The organism is Enterovirga sp. (assembly GCF_035325185.1).
In the GTDB taxonomy this organism is placed as follows: domain Bacteria; phylum Pseudomonadota; class Alphaproteobacteria; order Rhizobiales; family Beijerinckiaceae; genus Enterovirga.
The window spans coordinates 1-16,412 of record NZ_DAOLAJ010000019.1; the positions used below are offsets into that span (position 1 = coordinate 1).

Consider the following 16,412-nt stretch of genomic DNA (forward strand, 5'->3'; position numbering starts at 1 on the left):
CGCTCGGTGCCGTTGACGATGAAGGTGCCGTTATCCGTCATGAGCGGCATCTCGCCCATGTAGACGTCCTGCTCCTTGATGTCCTTGACGGATTTCGCCTGCGTGTCCGGGTCGACGTCGAACACGATGAGGCGGAGCGTCACCTTGAGGGGCGCCGAGAAGGTCATGCCGCGCTGGCGGCATTCGTCCACGTCGTATTTCGGCGGCTCGAAGGTGTACTTGACGAATTCGAGGAGCGCGGTCGAGGCGAAGTCGGAGATCGGGAAGACCGACTTGAAGACCGATTGCAGGCCCTCGTCGGGCCGCCCGCCCCTGGGCTCGTCCACCATCAGGAACTGGTCGTAGGAAGCCTTCTGAACCTCGATCAGGTTCGGCATCTCGGCCACCTCGGCGATCTTGCCGAAGAACTTGCGGATCCGCTTGCGTCCAGCGAGCGTGCTGCCCATTTGGCCCTCGTCCTTGCGAAACATCTGGCCGGGCGTCCGCGCCCCCAACGGGCGCCTGGTCAGATGTCGGCGGAAGCCCGCCTCGGTTGCGTTTCGTTCCCGGAACCCGGAAACGGCCGAACGGCCCCGGGCACGAGGCCCGGGACCGCCGGATTTCTATTCTTCCCGTCCCCACGCCACGGCCGGACTCGGCCCGGCCATCGCGATGGGGGGACGTGCGGGCCGCCGAGATCCTTGGATCTCGGCTCCGCCCCGTCCGAGGACGGAACTCAAGCGCGCCTTCGGCTTACTTGAGTTCCACCTTGGCGCCGGCCTTCTCGAGCTGGGCCTTGAGCTTGGCGGCATCGTCCTTCGACACGCCTTCCTTGACGGGCTTGGGAGCGCCCTCGACCAGATCCTTGGCCTCCTTGAGGCCGAGGCCCGTGATCGCGCGGACCTCCTTGATGACCTCGATCTTCTTGTCGCCGGCGGCGGCGAGGACGACCGTGAACTCGGTCTGCTCCTCGACGGCCGCGGGAGCCTGGTTGACCGGCGTGGCGACCGAGACGGCCGCGGCCGCCGAGACGCCCCACTTCTCTTCGAGCATCTTAGCGAGCTCAGCCGCCTCGAGCACGGTCAGCGACGACAGGTCGTCAACGATTTTCGCAAGATCAGCCATGATTTGGGTATCCTTGAACGGTTCGATAAGGGGCCGCGCCAAAATGCGCGGCGGCTCTCCGAGGGATCAGGCCGCCTCGTCCTTCGCGGCATAGGCTCCGAACACCCGCGCGAGCTTCGCGGCGGGGGCGTTGGCGAGCTGGGCGAGCTTGGTGGCCGGCGCATTGACGAGGCCGACCAGCTTGGCGCGCAGTTCGTCGAGCGAGGGAAGCGTCGCGAGCGCGCGCACCCCGTTCGGGTCCAGTGCGGTCGTGCCCATCGCTCCGCCGAGGATGACCAGCTTGTCGTTGGTCTTGGCGAAGTCGACGGCGACCTTGGGCGCCGCGACCGGATCGCCGGAATAGGCGATCAGGGTGGGCCCCTTCATCAGGGGCCCGATGGACGCGACGTCCGTGCCTTCGAGGGCGATCTTGGCGAGCCTGTTCTTGGCGACCTTCACCGTGGCGCCGGCCTGCTTCATCTGCGCGCGCAGCTTCTGCATGTCGGCGACGGTGAGGCCCTTGTAGTGGGCCACGACCACGACGGCGCTTTCGCTGAAGACGCCGTTGAGCGTCGTGACGAGCTCGCGTTTCGCTGCTCTATCCACTGGCTCACTCCGTTAGACGGAACCAAATCGGCTCCGCCGGTGACGAATGCCGGCCGGACGATGCCCGGCCGACGGTGAGAGCCCTGTCCACCCCGGCGGCGAGCCGCCCGGGCGAGATGGTTCGAACCGTCTGCGTTCCGCCGCGTCGCCGCGGCGGTGAATTCGGCTTCCCCGTCTATGCAGGCGGAGGATTAAGCCGTCGGGGCGCGAAGCCCCTCGGGCACCTGCAGTCTCGGACAGGACATGGCCGGACCGGACCGGGAGAATCCCGGATCGGCCGGCCGTCCATCCAGCCGGTCGCCCGGCTGGAATGCGAAAACGATCACCGGCCCGAAAGGAGCCGCCGACCGTTCAGATTGAAAGACATGAATCGCCTCTTAACGGCTTGCATGCGCGATGCCAAGCGGCGAATCGCGCATGCAACGCAGACATCCCCTGCCTTCAGGGCAGGCTGCCTCAGGCCGCCGAGACGCTCGACGGATCGACCTTCACGCCGGGACCCATCGTGGAGGAGACCGCGATGCCCTTGATGTAGGTGCCCTTCGCGCCGGCCGGCTTCGCCTTGGCGACCGCCTCGACGAAGGCGCGCAGGTTCTGCGTGAGCTTGTCCGCGCCGAACGAGACCTTGCCGATGCCGCCATGGACGATGCCGGCCTTCTCGACGCGGAACTCCACGGCGCCGCCCTTGGCGTCCTTGACCGCCTGGGTGACGTTCATCGTCACCGTGCCGACGCGCGGATTCGGCATCAGGCCGCGCGGGCCCAGCACCTTGCCGAGGCGCCCGACGAGACCCATCATGTCCGGGGTCGCGATGCAGCGATCGAAATCGATCGTGCCGCCCTGGACGGTCTCGAGCAGGTCCTCCGCGCCGACGATGTCGGCCCCTGCCGCCTTCGCCTCGTCGGCCTTGGCGCCGCGCGCGAAGACCGCGACGCGGACCGTGCGGCCCGTGCCGTTCGGCAGGTTGCAGACGCCGCGGACCATCTGGTCGGCGTGGCGCGGATCGACGCCGAGATTCATCGCGATCTCGAGCGTCTCGTCGAACTTCGCGCTGGCGCGCGACTTGATGAGCGCCACCGCCTCGTCCAGCGGATAGAGCCTGGCGGTGTCGATGCCCTCGCGGGCGGCGCGGATGCGCTTTCCAGCCTTTGCCATCGTCCCCTCCTCAGCCCTTGACTTCGAGGCCCATGGCCCGGGCGGATCCCCGGATCATGGCGACCGCCGCGTCGATCGAATCGCAGTTCATGTCGACCATCTTCTTCTCGGCGATCTCGCGGAGCTGCGCCTCGGTCACGCGGCCGGCCGGCGCGCCCTTGCCCGGCGTCTTCGAGCCGGAAGCGGGCTTCTTGCCGATCTTGAGGCCGGCGGCGCGCTTGAGGAAGAACGAGACGGGCGGCTGCTTCATCTCGAAGGTGAAGGAGCGATCCTGATAAGCCGTGATCACGACCGGGATCGGCGTGCCCTTCTCGATCTGCTGGGTCTTCGCGTTGAAGGCCTTGCAGAATTCCATGATGTTGAGACCGCGCTGACCGAGCGCGGGACCGATGGGCGGCGACGGATTGGCGGCGCCGGCCGGGACCTGGAGCTTGATGTAGCCCGAAACCTTCTTGGCCATGGGAACACTCCCGATTGTGCCGCTCCCCGGGCTGCCGGCCCGGCTCGCGGCGCTTCAGAAGCCGCGGTGCGATCCCCTTCGCAGGCCCGGCTGGCGGCCGGGCGGGATCTCCCGCGGATTTGCCCTCCGGGGAGGGCTTCACCCCGCAAAGCGGGGAGAAGGGGATATGCGCTACTGCTTCTCGACCTGCCCGTATTCCAGCTCGACGGGCGTCGCGCGACCAAAGATCGAGACCGCGACCTTGACGCGGGCGCGGGCCTCGTCGACCTCCTCGACCGTGCCGTTGAAGGAGGCGAAGGGGCCGTCGGCGACGCGGACCGTCTCGCCGATCTCGAAATGGATCGAGGGCTTGGGCCGCTCGATTCCCTCGGCGACCTGCCCCTTGATGCGCTCGGCCTCGGCATCGGGGATCGGCACGGGCTTGGCCTTGTCGGCGCCCAGGAAGCCGGTGACCTTCGGCGTGTTCTTGATGAGGTGATAGACCTCGTCCGTGAGGTCGCATTTCACCAGCACGTAGCCGGGGAAGAACTTCCGCTCGGTATCGACCTTCCGGCCGCGGCGGACCTCGACCACCTTCTCCATCGGCACGAGGATCTCGTCGAACTTGTCCTCGATCCCCCGCTGCGCGGCCTGGTCCTTGATGGATTGCGCGACCTTGCCTTCGAAATTCGAATAGGCGTGCACGATGTACCAGCGCTTGGCCATGGCCTCAGCTCCCGATGCCGAGCACGAGGCCCACGGCCTTCTGCATGATGAAATCCGCGAACAGGAAGAAGACGGAGGCGAGAATCGCCATCACGATCACCATGGCGCTCGTGATCATGGTCTCCTTGCGGGTCGGCCAGGTGACCTTCTCGCCCTCGGAGCGCACCTGGGCCAGGAATTCCAGGGGCGACACGCGCCGCTTCTTCTTGGGGACGACCGCCTGCGGGGTCGCGTCTGACTTTGCCATGTCTCTCGAACCGTCGGGCCAACCGAGAGGGCGCGGCGACCAGCGGCCGACCGCGCACATCCCTCAATCCCGCATGGAAGATGGGGCGCCATACAGCAAACGAAAGGGCGTGTCGAGCGAGCCGCCCGCGAAGAACGCCTCGCCGCCACGGACGGCACCGGGATCGAGAACGGCGCAGGCGGAATATCCGACGGGGAGCGGCAGGAGAGGCCCCTGGCAGGAGTGGAGGGATTCGAACCCACGACCCCCGGTTTTGGAGACCGGTGCTCTAACCAGCTGAGCTACACTCCTGCACCGCGGGAATCCCGCGGGCAGCGGCCCCTACCATGCCGGCTCGCGGGAAACCAGTGCCTTCCTGCCGCTCCGAGACGATCCGCATTCCGATCGCGGAACGGCGCGATCGAGGCGAGCCGCCGCATCCACGAAAAACGCCCCGCTCAGGCGAGCCCGCGGGCCTCCCGCTTTGCGCTTAACGAATCGGCAAGGAAATGTTCTCTATTTGTTCTCTCGCCACGACACGGGAGCCCGTCATGAGTGAAACCGAGATCGCCCTCGCCCGCGCCTATCTCACGGCTGCCGACCAGGACCCGGTGGCCGCGCTGATCCGCTCGGTGAAGGATCTCGCCCAGACCCGCCGCATGCTGGCGAGCCTGCCCGCGCTCATCGCCGCACTCCATGACGAGGAGCCGGTTCCGCGCTCGCCGGAGACGATCGGGGACGAGGAAAAGCGCGGGGAGCGGGAGCCCGCGCCCGCGCCCCGCGGGGCGTGGATTTCGCCTCTCGACAGGGGCGCCGTCTTTCCGGTCTAGTGAGCGGGTCGCCATGTCCCACGGCCGCAGAAGGAGACGCGATGTCGAGCGACTGGAGGATTCCGCCCGGCATCCAGCCCCGCCCCCAGGATTACGATTTCGATCTCGAGCGGAGCCTGGCCTCGGTGCTCGGATTGTCCGCCAGCATCCCGGCCGACGCCTTCACCGCCGAGACGCTGGGGCGCGAGCGGGCCGGCCATGCGGTGCTGATCCGCGACGATGGAATCGCGCTCACCATCGGCTACCTGGTCACGGAGGCCAGCAGCCTCTGGCTCACCACCCAGGACGGCCGCGTCGTCCCCGCGACCGTGATCGGCTTCGACGGCGAGACCGGCTTCGGCCTCGTCCAGGCGCTCGGGCGGCTGGACATGCCCGCCCTGCCCCTCGGCGATTCGTCGCAGGTCGCGGTCGGCGACGAGGTGGTGATCGCGGCGGCCGGCGGCCGGCGGCGCTCCGTCGCAGCCCAGGTCGTGATGAAGCAGGAATTCGCGGGCTACTGGGAATATGTCCTCGACGAGGCGCTCTTCGTCGCCCCTTCCCATCCCCATTGGGGAGGCACGGCCCTGATCGGGGAGCGGGGCGAATTGCTCGGCATCGGCTCGCTGCAACTCCAGCAGGAGGAAAGCCGGCACGGCTCGGCCGTCAACATGGTGGTGCCGATCGACCTCCTGAAGCCGATCCTGGCCGACATGCTGCGGACGGGACGCGCGGCGCGCCCCGTCCGTCCCTGGCTCGGCCTCTTCGCGGCGGAGATCAACGGCCGGGTGACGATCGCCGGCGTGATCCCCGGCGGGCCTTCCGAGAAGGCGGGGCTCGAAGCCGGCGATCTCGTGGTCGGCGCGAACGGCGTCGCGCCGAAGAGCCTCGCCGCGTTCTTCCGCGCCGTCTGGAAGGCCGGACCCGCGGGCACGTCCGTCCCCCTGCAATTGCTGCGGGACGGACAGCCCCTGGAGGTCGAGATCGCCTCGACCGATCGCGCTCTCCTGCTCAAGCGTCCGGTTCTGCACTGAATCCGGTCGAAACCTTACCGGCCCCCGATTCGTTGGATGCGGCGACACGGAGATTGACATGGACATCGATCAGGCGGCCGGCGAGGCGAAGAAGATGGCGGAGCAGGCGGGGGCGAAGGCCACGGTGGTGCTCGACGATGCCTCGAACGCAGCACAGAACGCCGCGGTCCAGGCAAAGGACGCCGCCCAGGATGCTCTCGACCGCGCCCGGGAGGCCACCCAGGATGCCGTCGACAGGACCAGGGATGCGGCCAAGGCGGCCTATGGCCAGGCCAGGGACACCGTGAGCGACTATGCCGGCCAGGCGGGCGATCTCGCCGAGCGCACCCTGGCGGAAGGGCGGCGCTACGCCCATGAGGGACGCCGCTATGTCGACGAGCGGCTGGAGCAGCTCCCGGATGCGCGGCACTATGTCGAGGAGAGCCGGCGGGCGGTCAGCCACAGCCCGCTCGCGGCGGTGCTGATCGCCGGCCTCGTCGGCTATGCGCTCGCGCTTCTCGTCCACAGCCGGCGCTGACAGGGCCGGTGGCGAAAACCGATTCTTTCGAAGGAAGGCGGCGGGCGAGGCCGGGACATGGTGGGCGCGACAGGGATTGAACCTGTGACCCCTACGATGTCAACGTAGTGCTCTCCCGCTGAGCTACGCGCCCGGACGGCGGGGCGAGCCCCGCCGGAAGCGGCCGTATAGAGACTTGCGCCGGACGGCGCAAGCGTCCGATTTCACCTCGCCGGGACGATCCGCCGAAGCGCCCCGCCGCCCTCACCTGAAGGCGGCGCCGGGCCACAGGGCGGGCGCGGCGCGGGCATATTGCGGCGGCCGCGAGACCTCGGCGCCGAGCGCCTGGGCGGCGTGCCAGGGCCAGTGCGGATCGTCGAGCGCCGTGCGCGCCAGTGCCACCATGTCGGCCTCGCCCGAGGCGACGATTCCCTCGGCCTGCCCGGGCGTCACGATCAGCCCGACGCCCATGACGGGCAGGCCCGTGCGCCGCCGGACCTCCGCCGCGAACGGGATCTGGTAGCCCGGCCCGATCGCGATCTTCGCCTCGAGCGAGATGCCCCCGGAACTGACATCCACGAAGTCGCAACCCCGCGCCTCCAGCTCCGAGGCGAAGGCGACCGCCTCGTCCACGGTGATGCCGCCCTCGATCCAGTCGAAGCCGGTGATGCGCGCGCCGACCGCGAGGCCCGGCGCCGCCGCCCTGACCGCCTCGAAGACCCGCAGCGGGAACCGCATGCGATTCTCCAGGCTGCCGCCATATTCGTCCTGCCGCCGGTTCGAGACGGGCGAGAGGAACTGGTGGAGCAGATAGCCATGCGCCGCATGGACCTCGATCAGGTCGAAGCCGAGATGCACCGCGCGCCGCGCCGCTGCCGCGAAGGCCGCCACGATCCGGTCGAGATCGGCCTCGCTCGCGGCGGCCGGCACGTGCCAGTCCGGCGCGAAAGGCACGGCGGAGGCGGAGACGGTCGGCCAGGGATCGCCGTCCGGACCGAGCGATCGCCCCCCCTCCCAGGGCGCCTGCGAGGACGCCTTGCGCCCCGCATGGGCGAGCTGGATGCCGAGCTTCGCGGAGCCGTGCCGGCGGCAGAAGCCGAGGACGCGCGTCAGCGCCGCCTCGTTGTCGTCGTTGTAGAGGCCGAGGCAGCCATGGGTGATCCGCCCGATCGCCTCGACGCCGGTCGCCTCCACCACCAGGAGCGCCGCGCCCGACATCGCGAGCGATCCGAGATGGACGAGATGCCAGTCCGTCGCGTCGCCGTGGATGGCGCTGTACTGGCACATGGGAGCGATCGTGATCCGGTTCGGCAGGTCGAGCGGCCCGAGCCGGATGGACGAGAAAAGCTGGCTCACGATCAATCCTTCAGATGCAGCGGCCGCCATCGACCTGCAGAACCGTCCCGGTCACCATCTCCGCCTCGTCCGAGCAGAGGAAGAGGGCGGCATGGGCGATGTCCTCGGGCGTCGACAGGCGTCCCCAGGGAATCGTGGCCTTGAAGGCCGCGCGCTTCTCCGGCGTGTCCTCGCCCATGAAGGAGGCGAGGAGCGGCGTCTCGCCGGCCACCGGCGCGATGCAGTTGACGCGGATGCGGTCGGGCGCGAGTTCCACCGCCATCGATTTCGACAGCAGGTTCACCGCCCCCTTGGACGCATTGTACCAGGCGAGGCCCGGCCGCGGCCGGATGCCCGCCGTCGAGCCGATATTGAGAATGCAGCCTCCGCCATGGCCGCGGAAATGCGGCACCACGGCCTTGGCGAAGAGGTAGATCGACTTCACGTTCACGTCGAAGACGCGGTCGAACTCCTCCTCCCCGACCTCCAGCATCGGCCGGTTGCGATGGGTCGTGCCGGCATTGTTGACGAGGATGTCGAGGCCGCCGAGGCCCCGGATCGCCTTCTCGCACGCCTCCGCGACCTCCTCCGCCTTCGAGACGTCGCAGCGAAGCGCCAGGGCCGCCGGCCCCAGCTCCGCCGCCGCCCGCGCGGCGGCCTCCCCGTTGAGGTCGAAGAGGGCGACCAGGGCGCCCTCGCGCACGAAAGCCCGCGCGATGCCGAGGCCGAAGCCCTGCGCGGCGCCGGTGACGATCGCGATTTTGTTGTGAAGCTTCCCGGCCATGCGGCTCCTCCTGCGCCGTGTCTCCCGCCTCCCTTCCGGCACGTCAAGCCGAAGCCGGGGGAACGGCCGCGCTTTGGGGTTGATCCATTTCCAGCTTTGAACAAGACTGTCCGAAAGCGGTCCATCACACCGTCGCCGGCTTCCACGACCGGCCGTGGCGTATCACGGGGGCGCAGTCTGGAGGCCAGGCAGGCATGACCGGAACGCGCCGGATGACAGCGCTCATTGTCGAGGACGATCGCGGACAGAGCGAGCTTGCCGCCCTCCTCCTCGAGGAATTCGACCTGCGCGTGATCCAGGTCGCCTCGGCCGAAGAAGCGCTGGGCCGCCTGTGCGACCTGTCCGAGGAGATCGGCGTCGTCCTGATCGACATCCATCTGGAGGGGGAGATGGACGGCCTCGCCCTTGCGGAGCGCGTGGCCGTCCTGTGGCCGACGCTGAGCGTCCTCGTCACCTCGGGCGATGTCGATGCCGCGGCCTGCGGCCTGCCCCCCCGCGCCACCTTCATCCCCAAGCCCTGGCGGCCGCTGGACATCGTCGCGGCCGCGGAGCGGGCCGCGCGCGCCGACCATTCGGTCCACGCCCTGCGCCTCTGAGAGACCCCGCCCGCTTCGCGGGACGCCCGGTCGTGCCGAATCGCGCCAGCGCCCGCTGCGCGCCGTTAACGCGCCGTTAGAGTTTGAGTGGTCCACTCAACACATCGTTTACCAGCCGGAACGGGGGCAACCCGACCGGCCTCGAGAGGTGAAGCGATCAACGGGAATTCGGAGGTCGAATCGTGGCCAGGCAGCTCACAGTCCTTCTTGTCGCGAGCGACGGACTGACGCGGCAAATCACGGCGAACGGACTCGCCATGTACGGCTACGAGACCCTCCTGGCAAAGGACGGCGTGGAGGCGATGGGGGCGATCACCGCCGGGGGGCGCATCGACATCCTCGTCGTCGATGCCGATATCGGCGGGGACATTCCCGGGCTCGAAGTCGCCAAGGCCGCGAGGCTGCGCCATCCCCGGGTCGACGTGATCTATACGTCCCGCATGCCTTTCCGCATCCCGGAGGCGGCGAAGGTGAAGGGCGCCCCCTCGATCCGTACGCCCTACCAGCCCCAGCAGATCGTCGGCATGATTTCCGAGCTGCGCCACCGCGGCAGCGCCGACGAGGCCCGCCGGGTCGCCTGAGGACAGGAGCGCCGCATCGCCGCGAGACGGTTGATCCGGGCGCCAAAGGCTGGTTCCGTGGCGGCGAGGCCGAACGGCCGCAACGGGGAGCCGCCATGAAGGCCGTCGTCATTCATCCGCCGCATGAGCTGCGCGTCGAGGACACGGCGCTGGGCGAGTGCGGCCCCGGCCAGGCCGCGGTGCCGATCAGGGCCGGCGGCATCTGCGGCTCCGACCTGCATTACTATCGCCATGGCGGCTTCGGTGCGGTGCGGGTGAAGGAGCCCATGGTGCTCGGCCACGAGGTGGCGGGCGAGGTCCTGGCGGTCGCGCCGGATGTCGGGCGCGTGAAGGTGGGCGACCGCGTCGCCGTCAATCCGAGCCGCCCCTGCGGCCGATGCCGCTACTGCGCCGAGCGTCTCTTCAATCATTGCGAGAACATGCGCTTCTACGGCAGCGCGATGCCCTTCCCCCATATCCAGGGCGCGTTCCGCGAGACGCTCGTCTGCGACGCGAGCCAATGCGAGATCGGGCCGCCGGGCATCTCCTTCGAGCTGCTCGCACTGTGCGAGCCGCTCTCGGTCGTCCTGCACGGGATCGGCCGCGCGGCGCCGCTCGCCGGCAAGCGCGTGCTCGTGACGGGCTCGGGGCCGATCGGCGGGCTCGCCGCCCCCCCCCTCCGCCATGGCGGCGCGGCCGGGGCCGTGCCCACGGATGTCCCGGGCGAGCCCCCCTCCGTCGCGACGCGCCTCGGCGCCGACCGCACGATCGACGTCGCCGCCGAACCCGAGGCGCTCGCCGCCTATGCGGCCGGCAAGGGCACCTTCGACCTCCTGGTGGAATGCTCGGGCAACGGGGAGGCCATCCGCGGCGCCATCCCGACGCTGCGCCCGCGCGGCGCCATCGTCCAGCTCGGCATCGCCGGGGGCGACGTGGCGCTGCCGCTGAACACCATCGTCTCCAAGGAGCTGGCCTTGCTCGGCTCCTTCCGCTTCCATGAGGAATTCGCGACCGCGGCCAAGCTGATCGGCTCGGGCGCGCTCGACCTGTCGCCGCTTCTTACGGGCACCTACCCGGTGGATCAGGCGATCGCCGCCTTCGAGCTGGCGGGCGACCGCCGCCGCGCGATGAAAGTACATCTGGCCTTCTGAAGCGGGGGCGGCGAGCCCTCCTCCGGCCGGGATGACGGGTGGCGGGTCTACCTCTGCGCCTCGCCCCTGGCCCAGCCTTCGCGGATCTCCGCCACGTGGTCGGCCAGCCGGCCGGCCGCGATGGCGGCGCGCAGGCCCGCCATGAGATCCTGGTAATAGGCGAGATTGGCCCAGGTCATCAGCATCATGCCGAGGATCTCGCCCGCGCGGACGAGGTGATGCAGATAGGCTCGCGAATAGTCGCGCGCCGCCGGGCAGGACGACGCCTCGTCGAGCGGGCGCGTATCCTCGGCGAAGCGGGCGTTCTTGAGGTTCATGCGCCCGAAGCGGGTATAGGCCATGCCGTGGCGGCCGGCCCGGGTCGGCATGACGCAGTCGAACATGTCGATGCCGCGCAGAACGGCCTGGGCGATGTCGTCGGGCGTGCCGACCCCCATCAGGTAGCGCGGCTTGCCGGCCGGCAGATGCGGCTCGACGGCCTCGATGACGCGCAACATCTCGGCCTGGGGCTCGCCGACCGCGAGGCCGCCAACCGCATAGCCGCCGAGATCAAGCCCGACCAGTTCCCGCGCGCTCTCAGCCCGCAGCGCCTCGTCCGTCCCGCCCTGCACGATGCCGAACAGCGCCCGGCCCGGCTGGCTGCCGAAGGCGGCGCGGCAGCGCTCGGCCCAGCGGAGCGAGAGCCGCATCGCCTTCTCGACCTCCTCGCGCGGCGCGGGCAGGCGCACGCATTCGTCGAGCTGCATCTGGATATCCGCCCCGAGCAGGGTCTGGATCTCGATCGAGCGCTCCGGCGTCATCTCGTGGCGCGAGCCGTCGATATGGGACTGGAAGACGACGCCCTTCTCGCTGAGCTTGCGGAGCGCCGACAGGGACATGACCTGGAACCCGCCCGAATCGGTCAGGATCGGCCCGTCCCAGCGCATCATCCGGTGCAATCCGCCGAGGCGCGCCACGCGCTCCGCGCCGGGGCGCAGCATCAGGTGATAGGTGTTGCCGAGCACGATATCGGCGCCGAGCGCCTTCACCTGCTCGGGATACATCGCCTTCACGGTTCCCGCCGTGCCGACCGGCATGAAGGCCGGAGTGCGAATCGCGCCGCGCGGCGTCACGATCACGCCCGTCCGCGCAGCCCCGTCGCGGGCATGTACCGAGAACGCGAATCCGCTCATGCCGGCGCGCGGTCGAGGAGGCAGGCGTCGCCGTAGGAATAGAAGCGGTAGCCGGAGGCGACGGCCTCGGCATAGGCGGCGCGCATCCGCTCCAGCCCCGAGAAGGCCGCGACGAGCATGAACAGGGTCGAGCGCGGCAGGTGGAAATTCGTCATCAGCACATCGACCGCGCGAAAACGATAGCCCGGCGTGATGAAGATCGAGGTCTCGCCGCAGAAAGGCCGGATCGTCCCGTCGGGATCGGCGGCGCTTTCGAGAAGGCGGAGCGAAGTCGTGCCCAAGGCGACGATCCGCCCGCCCGCTTCCCGCACCGCGTTGAGCGCCGCCGCCGTCTCCGCATCGAGCATCCCCTGTTCGGGATGCATGCGGTGATCCTCCGTGTCCTCGGCCGAGACGGGCAGGAAGGTCCCCGCGCCGACATGGAGCGTCAGGCGATGCAGCGTCACGCCGCGCTCTTCCAGCCGCCGCATCAGGTCGCGGCTGAGATGCAATCCCGCCGTCGGCGCCGCCACCGCGCCGGGCTCGGCCGCATAGACGGTCTGGTAATCGACGAGGTCCCGCTCGTCGGCGGGGCGCCGGCCGGCGATATAGGGTGGCAGCGGCACCTCGCCATGGGCCGCGATCGCATCGTCCAAAGCCGGGCCCTGGAAGGCGAAGCGCAGGCGCACCTCGCCCCCCTCCCCGCGCTCCTCGACCTCGGCATCGAGGCTGGCGAGAAGGCAGACCATGCTCTCCCGGTCGTCGCCGAAGCGGATGCGGTCGCCGGGCGCGAGCTTCTTCGCCGGCCGCGCAAAGGCGAGCCAGCGATCCGGTCCGAGCCGGCGATGCAGCATGATCTCGACGCGGGCCGCGTTCTCTCCCCTCACCCGCAGGCCCCGCAGGCGCGCCGGGACGACGCGCGTATCGTTCAGGACGAGCGCGTCGCCGGGCCGCAGGAGATCCGGCAGGTCGGCCACCGTACGGTGGCCGAATGCGCCGGCCGCCGGCACGACCAGGAGCCGCGCCGCCTCGCGCGGCTCCACGGGCCGCAGCGCGATGCGATCCTCGGGAAGATCGAAATCGAAGAAATCGACGCGCATGCCCACCCCTCCAGCCCCTCTCCCCGGTGGGAGAGAGGCCGGTGCCGACGCTAGGCGTCGGCCGCGATGCGGGCCTTGACGATCTTGTCCGGGCTGCGCACCGGCTCGCCGCGGGCGAATTTGTCGACATTCTCCATGCCGTCCGTCACCTCGCCCCAGACCGTGTATTGCCGGTCGAGGAAGCTCGCATCCGCAAAGCAGATGAAGAACTGCGAATTGGCGGAATTCGGGTTCGAGCTGCGCGCCATGGAGCAGACGCCGCGCTGGTGGGACTGCGCGTTGAACTCGGCGGGCAGGTTCGGATATTTCGAGCCGCCCGTGCCGGTCCCGGTCGGATCGCCGCCTTGCGCCATGAAGCCGTCGATGACGCGGTGGAAGACCACGCCGTCATAGAAGCCCTCGCGCACGAGGGTCTTGATGCGCTCGACATGCTTCGGCGCGAGGTCCGGGCGCAGGCGGATGGTGACGGGGCCCTTCGAGGTCTCGAGGACCAGGGTGTTCTCGGGATCTGACATCTGGAATCTCCTTGGAATTCTACTTCGCGTCCGCGGCAACCCGCATGCGGACGATCTTGTCGGGCGCGTCCACCGTGCCGTTGCGGCCCGGATCGCCCTTCTTGATCTTGTCGACGACGTCCATGCCGGAGACGACCTCGCCCCAGATCGTATAGGCGCCGTCGAGGTTCGGCGCCGCGTCGAAGGTGATGAAGAACTGGGAATTGGCCGAATTCGGAGAGCGGGCCCGCGCCATCCCGACCGTGCCGCGCTTGAATTTCTCGGTCTTCGAGAACTCGCCCGGAAGGTCGGGCAGGTCGGAGCCACCCGTGCCGTTCCCGTTCGGATCGCCCGTCTGGGCCATGAAGCCGTCGATGACCCGATGGAAGGTCAGCCCGTCATAGAAGCCGCGCCGCACCAGCGCCTTGATCTGCGCGACATGCTTCGGCGCGAGATCGGGCCGCAGGCGGATCGTGATGCGGCCGTTCTTGGTGTCGAGATAGATCGTATTCTCAGGATCGGCGGCGGCCCAGGCCGCGCCCGGCACCGCCGCGAGCAAGGCTGCGCCGGCGACGAAGATGCGGCGGGTCGGATGGGGCATGGGATCCTGTGCTCCTGTCGTCCGGGGATGGCGGGATGCCGTGACGAGCTACGCGCCCGCGGCCTTCCCGGCGGCGAAGCGCGCCGCGAGGCGCCCGGCGACGGCCGGGGGCACGAAAGAGGTCACGTCCCCGCCCATCCCGGCGATCTGGCGCACCAGCGTGGCGGTGATGGGGCGGGTCGCGGGCGAAGCGGGAACGAAGACGGTCGCGACATCGGGGGCCATGGCCTCGTTCATGGCCGCCATCTGCATCTCGTAGTCGAGATCGGTGCCGTCGCGCAGGCCGCGGATGATGAGCGAGCAGCCGAGCCGGCGCGCGGCATCCACGGCGAGATCGCCGAAGGTCACGACCTCGAGGACCGCTCCCCGTTCTTGCGCGAGCGGCTCCACGGCCTCGCGGATCATCTGGGCCCGATCCTCGGCCGGGAAGACGGGCGTCTTCGAGGAATGGACCCCGATGGCGACCACGAGGCGATCCGCCATGGCGCAGGCCCGCCGGCAGACGTCGAGATGGCCATTGGTCAGCGGATCGAAGGAGCCGCTATAGAGGATGGAGCGGCGGAGCGTGCTCATGAGGGGGGCTTACGCGAGGCCGCCCGCCGCCGCAACTCGTCGCCCGCGCCTCTGGATTCTGATATGCTGGCGCGTGACAGGACCGGCGGAGAGACGCTCCGGCGAAACGAGGCGGCCATCGTCCGCCGCGGAACCGCCATGCATTCGGCCGTCGCGTGGAAGAAGGCGCCGGGATGGTCGGTCGCAGCATCGGATATGCGCTTGCCGCCCTGTTCCTGGCGGTCGCCGCGCTGGCCGCGGCCGCCTATTGGTGGTCGCCTCACGCGACCATCCGCATCACGGTCGGACAGGTGGGCGGCCCCGTCGAGCGTTTCGTCGCCGCGCTCGTCGCCGTCTCGAAGATTCAGCATCCGCGCGTGCGGTTCGAACCCGTCACCGTCAACACGCTGAAGGAGAGCAGCGCGCAGATCGAAGCCCGCCGCGCCGATCTCGCGATCGTGCGGGCCGACGTGTCCCCACCGGCCAACGGCCAGACCATCGCAATCCTGCGCCGCGATGCCGTCGGCTTCCTCCTGCTGCCGGCGGCGAAGGTCGATTCCATCGCCGGCCTGGGCGGGCGGACCGTGCTCCTCATCGCCGGACGGACCGAGGACGACAATGCGGCGCTCCTCGATACGGTGCTCGGCTATTACAACGTCGTCCCCGCCTCCGTGCATCGTCGCGTGGTGACCATGGCCGATCTCTCGAAGGCGGTCCGGGACCATCACGTCGCCGCCGTGCTGGCCATCGGCCCGATCGGCCCGGGCGAGCTCACCGATGCCGTGGCGACCATCACCAAAGCCGTCGGGGCTCCCTCGCTCCTGGCATTCGACGATGTGGACGCTTTCGCCGACCGCAATCCCGGCTTCGAGAGCGTCGACGTGCCCAAAGGGGGGCTGCGCGGGCGGCCCGAGATCCCGGACGACACGGTCACCACGCTCGCGGTGACCTATCGGCTCGTCGCTCCCTTCAGCATGCCCAATCTCGAGGCGGGCGCGATCCTGCGCTCGCTGCTGGCTGCAAAGTCGAAGCTCGCGGAGGTCTCGCCCCTCGCGGCCTATATCGAGGCGCCCGATCCCGACCAGAAGACGACAATCCTGCCCGTCCATCCGGGCGTCGCCGATTACCTGTCCTCGGGCGAGGAAAGCTTTCTCAGCGAGCTTCAGAGCTACGGCTACGGCCTTGCCGTTCTTTTCAGCGTGCTCGCCTCGGCCTGGGCGATGCTGACCGGCTATTTCAGCCGCCAACGAGCCAAGCGGGACCTGGACCATGTCTCGCGCTTCGTCGGCATCGCCGAGGAGGCGCGGCGAGCCGCGGCGGACGACCTTCCGCGATTGGAAACCGAACTGCACGATGCCGTCGCCTATCTGGTCGCGCACGGGATCGCGGACAAGGGCCCCACCGTGGCCCTTGCGGCGTCGCACGCGCGGGCAGCCCTCGTCGCGCGACGAGCCGAGTTGCAGGCGATGGGCGTTGCGGTCGCAGCGGTCAGGCAGCCGGAACCGGCCCCCACCTGA

20 protein-coding genes, 2 tRNA genes and 1 pseudogene are annotated in these 16,412 nt (G+C 69.4%); 7 read left to right on the plus strand and 16 right to left on the minus strand.

Translation table 11 applies throughout. The annotated features are described in order from the left end of the window. The 8 genes and pseudogenes from PKD06_RS05835 to PKD06_RS05870 form a co-directional block, all read right to left on the minus strand. Positions 1-446, minus strand: a pseudogene (locus PKD06_RS05835) (DNA-directed RNA polymerase subunit beta); the annotation flags it as partial. 286 nt (positions 447-732) lie between these two features. Further along, positions 733-1,104 carry a 50S ribosomal protein L7/L12 gene (rplL, locus tag PKD06_RS05840; RefSeq protein ID WP_324378528.1) on the minus strand — a complete coding sequence of 124 codons (372 nt, stop codon included), beginning with the start codon at positions 1,102-1,104 and terminating at the stop codon, positions 733-735. Between the two features lie 66 nt (positions 1,105-1,170). Beyond that, entirely contained in the window at positions 1,171-1,689 is a 519-nt protein-coding gene (gene rplJ, locus PKD06_RS05845) for a 50S ribosomal protein L10 (protein ID WP_324378530.1), read from the minus strand. 456 nt (positions 1,690-2,145) lie between these two features. Beyond that, on the minus strand, positions 2,146-2,844 hold the full coding sequence (rplA, locus tag PKD06_RS05850; RefSeq protein WP_324378532.1) for a 50S ribosomal protein L1: 699 nt from the start codon (positions 2,842-2,844) through the stop codon (positions 2,146-2,148). 10 nt (positions 2,845-2,854) lie between these two features. Then, positions 2,855-3,304, minus strand: coding sequence for a 50S ribosomal protein L11 (gene rplK / locus PKD06_RS05855; RefSeq protein WP_324378534.1), 450 nt, complete (start codon positions 3,302-3,304; stop codon positions 2,855-2,857). A 171-nt stretch (positions 3,305-3,475) separates the two neighbouring features. Next, positions 3,476-4,009: a transcription termination/antitermination protein NusG gene (nusG, locus tag PKD06_RS05860; RefSeq protein WP_324378536.1), complete on the minus strand. Its 534-nt coding sequence runs from the start codon at positions 4,007-4,009 to the stop codon at positions 3,476-3,478. A 4-nt stretch (positions 4,010-4,013) separates the two neighbouring features. Then, positions 4,014-4,256 carry a preprotein translocase subunit SecE gene (gene secE / locus PKD06_RS05865; protein WP_324378538.1) on the minus strand — a complete coding sequence of 81 codons (243 nt, stop codon included), beginning with the start codon at positions 4,254-4,256 and terminating at the stop codon, positions 4,014-4,016. 214 nt (positions 4,257-4,470) lie between these two features. Next, a tRNA-Trp gene (locus PKD06_RS05870) sits at positions 4,471-4,547 on the minus strand. A gap of 239 nt (positions 4,548-4,786) precedes the next feature. On the opposite strand from PKD06_RS05870, the gene PKD06_RS05875 reads away from it, so the two are divergent. The 3 genes from PKD06_RS05875 to PKD06_RS05885 are packed head-to-tail and all read left to right on the plus strand — an operon-like array spanning position 4,787 to position 6,592. Next, the gene (locus PKD06_RS05875; protein ID WP_324378539.1) at positions 4,787-5,065 is read left to right on the plus strand and encodes a hypothetical protein; all 279 of its coding nucleotides are present in this window, start codon (positions 4,787-4,789) and stop codon (positions 5,063-5,065) included. 41 nt (positions 5,066-5,106) lie between these two features. Further along, positions 5,107-6,075 (plus strand): S1C family serine protease, encoded by a 969-nt coding sequence (locus PKD06_RS05880; RefSeq protein ID WP_324378541.1) that lies wholly within the window; start codon positions 5,107-5,109, stop codon positions 6,073-6,075. 58 nt (positions 6,076-6,133) lie between these two features. Beyond that, positions 6,134-6,592 carry a hypothetical protein gene (locus PKD06_RS05885; RefSeq protein WP_324378543.1) on the plus strand — a complete coding sequence of 153 codons (459 nt, stop codon included), beginning with the start codon at positions 6,134-6,136 and terminating at the stop codon, positions 6,590-6,592. Between the two features lie 58 nt (positions 6,593-6,650). Here PKD06_RS05885 and PKD06_RS05890 read toward each other — a convergent pair. The 3 genes from PKD06_RS05890 to PKD06_RS05900 form a co-directional block, all read right to left on the minus strand. Next, a tRNA-Val gene (locus PKD06_RS05890) sits at positions 6,651-6,725 on the minus strand. Between the two features lie 110 nt (positions 6,726-6,835). Next, positions 6,836-7,927 carry an NADH:flavin oxidoreductase/NADH oxidase gene (locus tag PKD06_RS05895; RefSeq protein ID WP_324378545.1) on the minus strand — a complete coding sequence of 364 codons (1,092 nt, stop codon included), beginning with the start codon at positions 7,925-7,927 and terminating at the stop codon, positions 6,836-6,838. Between the two features lie 10 nt (positions 7,928-7,937). Continuing rightward, positions 7,938-8,690, minus strand: coding sequence for a glucose 1-dehydrogenase (locus tag PKD06_RS05900; RefSeq protein ID WP_324378547.1), 753 nt, complete (start codon positions 8,688-8,690; stop codon positions 7,938-7,940). A 212-nt stretch (positions 8,691-8,902) separates the two neighbouring features. Between PKD06_RS05900 and PKD06_RS05905 the strand changes: the two genes are divergently transcribed. From PKD06_RS05905 to PKD06_RS05915, 3 genes are all read left to right on the plus strand, one after another. Then, positions 8,903-9,286, plus strand: coding sequence for a response regulator (locus PKD06_RS05905; RefSeq protein WP_324378549.1), 384 nt, complete (start codon positions 8,903-8,905; stop codon positions 9,284-9,286). A gap of 182 nt (positions 9,287-9,468) precedes the next feature. Beyond that, positions 9,469-9,867, plus strand: coding sequence for a response regulator (locus tag PKD06_RS05910; RefSeq protein ID WP_324378551.1), 399 nt, complete (start codon positions 9,469-9,471; stop codon positions 9,865-9,867). Between the two features lie 95 nt (positions 9,868-9,962). Then, on the plus strand, positions 9,963-10,997 hold the full coding sequence (locus tag PKD06_RS05915) for an L-idonate 5-dehydrogenase (RefSeq protein ID WP_324378553.1): 1,035 nt from the start codon (positions 9,963-9,965) through the stop codon (positions 10,995-10,997). Positions 10,998-11,044: 47 nt separating this feature from the next. On the opposite strand, the gene tgt is transcribed toward PKD06_RS05915, so the two are convergent. From tgt to coaD, 5 genes are read right to left on the minus strand one after another with little or no spacing between them, the layout of a single operon-like run. Next, the gene (gene tgt, locus PKD06_RS05920) at positions 11,045-12,169 is read right to left on the minus strand and encodes a tRNA guanosine(34) transglycosylase Tgt (protein WP_324378555.1); all 1,125 of its coding nucleotides are present in this window, start codon (positions 12,167-12,169) and stop codon (positions 11,045-11,047) included. Continuing rightward, positions 12,166-13,248 (minus strand): tRNA preQ1(34) S-adenosylmethionine ribosyltransferase-isomerase QueA, encoded by a 1,083-nt coding sequence (gene queA, locus PKD06_RS05925; RefSeq protein ID WP_324378557.1) that lies wholly within the window; start codon positions 13,246-13,248, stop codon positions 12,166-12,168. Before queA ends, tgt begins: the two co-directional genes overlap by 4 nt. Positions 13,249-13,298: 50 nt before the next feature. Then, on the minus strand, positions 13,299-13,763 hold the full coding sequence (locus tag PKD06_RS05930; RefSeq protein WP_324378558.1) for a peptidylprolyl isomerase: 465 nt from the start codon (positions 13,761-13,763) through the stop codon (positions 13,299-13,301). 19 nt (positions 13,764-13,782) lie between these two features. Then, positions 13,783-14,343, minus strand: coding sequence for a peptidylprolyl isomerase (locus PKD06_RS05935; protein ID WP_324378560.1), 561 nt, complete (start codon positions 14,341-14,343; stop codon positions 13,783-13,785). A 48-nt stretch (positions 14,344-14,391) separates the two neighbouring features. Beyond that, positions 14,392-14,916: a pantetheine-phosphate adenylyltransferase gene (coaD, locus tag PKD06_RS05940; RefSeq protein ID WP_324378562.1), complete on the minus strand. Its 525-nt coding sequence runs from the start codon at positions 14,914-14,916 to the stop codon at positions 14,392-14,394. Between the two features lie 173 nt (positions 14,917-15,089). Between coaD and PKD06_RS05945 the strand changes: the two genes are divergently transcribed. After that, entirely contained in the window at positions 15,090-16,412 is a 1,323-nt protein-coding gene (locus PKD06_RS05945; RefSeq protein ID WP_324378565.1) for a C4-dicarboxylate ABC transporter substrate-binding protein, read from the plus strand.

Bases quoted from the DNA above. Each gene is read 5' to 3' on its own strand.
- queA (WP_324378557.1), bottom strand. From the start codon at position 13,248: ATGCGCGTCGATTTCTTCGATTTCGATCTTCCCGAGGATCGCATCGCG.
- PKD06_RS05915 (WP_324378553.1), top strand. From the start codon at position 9,963: ATGAAGGCCGTCGTCATTCATCCGCCGCATGAGCTGCGCGTCGAGGAC.
- tgt (WP_324378555.1), bottom strand. From the start codon at position 12,169: ATGAGCGGATTCGCGTTCTCGGTACATGCCCGCGACGGGGCTGCGCGG.
- PKD06_RS05885 (WP_324378543.1), top strand. From the start codon at position 6,134: ATGGACATCGATCAGGCGGCCGGCGAGGCGAAGAAGATGGCGGAGCAG.
- PKD06_RS05945 (WP_324378565.1), top strand. From the start codon at position 15,090: ATGGTCGGTCGCAGCATCGGATATGCGCTTGCCGCCCTGTTCCTGGCG.
- coaD (WP_324378562.1), bottom strand. From the start codon at position 14,916: ATGAGCACGCTCCGCCGCTCCATCCTCTATAGCGGCTCCTTCGATCCG.
- rplK (WP_324378534.1), bottom strand. From the start codon at position 3,304: ATGGCCAAGAAGGTTTCGGGCTACATCAAGCTCCAGGTCCCGGCCGGC.
- secE (WP_324378538.1), bottom strand. From the start codon at position 4,256: ATGGCAAAGTCAGACGCGACCCCGCAGGCGGTCGTCCCCAAGAAGAAG.
- rplL (WP_324378528.1), bottom strand. From the start codon at position 1,104: ATGGCTGATCTTGCGAAAATCGTTGACGACCTGTCGTCGCTGACCGTG.
- rplA (WP_324378532.1), bottom strand. From the start codon at position 2,844: ATGGCAAAGGCTGGAAAGCGCATCCGCGCCGCCCGCGAGGGCATCGAC.
- PKD06_RS05900 (WP_324378547.1), bottom strand. From the start codon at position 8,690: ATGGCCGGGAAGCTTCACAACAAAATCGCGATCGTCACCGGCGCCGCG.
- PKD06_RS05875 (WP_324378539.1), top strand. From the start codon at position 4,787: ATGAGTGAAACCGAGATCGCCCTCGCCCGCGCCTATCTCACGGCTGCC.
- PKD06_RS05905 (WP_324378549.1), top strand. From the start codon at position 8,903: ATGACAGCGCTCATTGTCGAGGACGATCGCGGACAGAGCGAGCTTGCC.
- PKD06_RS05935 (WP_324378560.1), bottom strand. From the start codon at position 14,343: ATGCCCCATCCGACCCGCCGCATCTTCGTCGCCGGCGCAGCCTTGCTC.
- PKD06_RS05930 (WP_324378558.1), bottom strand. From the start codon at position 13,763: ATGTCAGATCCCGAGAACACCCTGGTCCTCGAGACCTCGAAGGGCCCC.
- PKD06_RS05880 (WP_324378541.1), top strand. From the start codon at position 5,107: ATGTCGAGCGACTGGAGGATTCCGCCCGGCATCCAGCCCCGCCCCCAG.
- nusG (WP_324378536.1), bottom strand. From the start codon at position 4,009: ATGGCCAAGCGCTGGTACATCGTGCACGCCTATTCGAATTTCGAAGGC.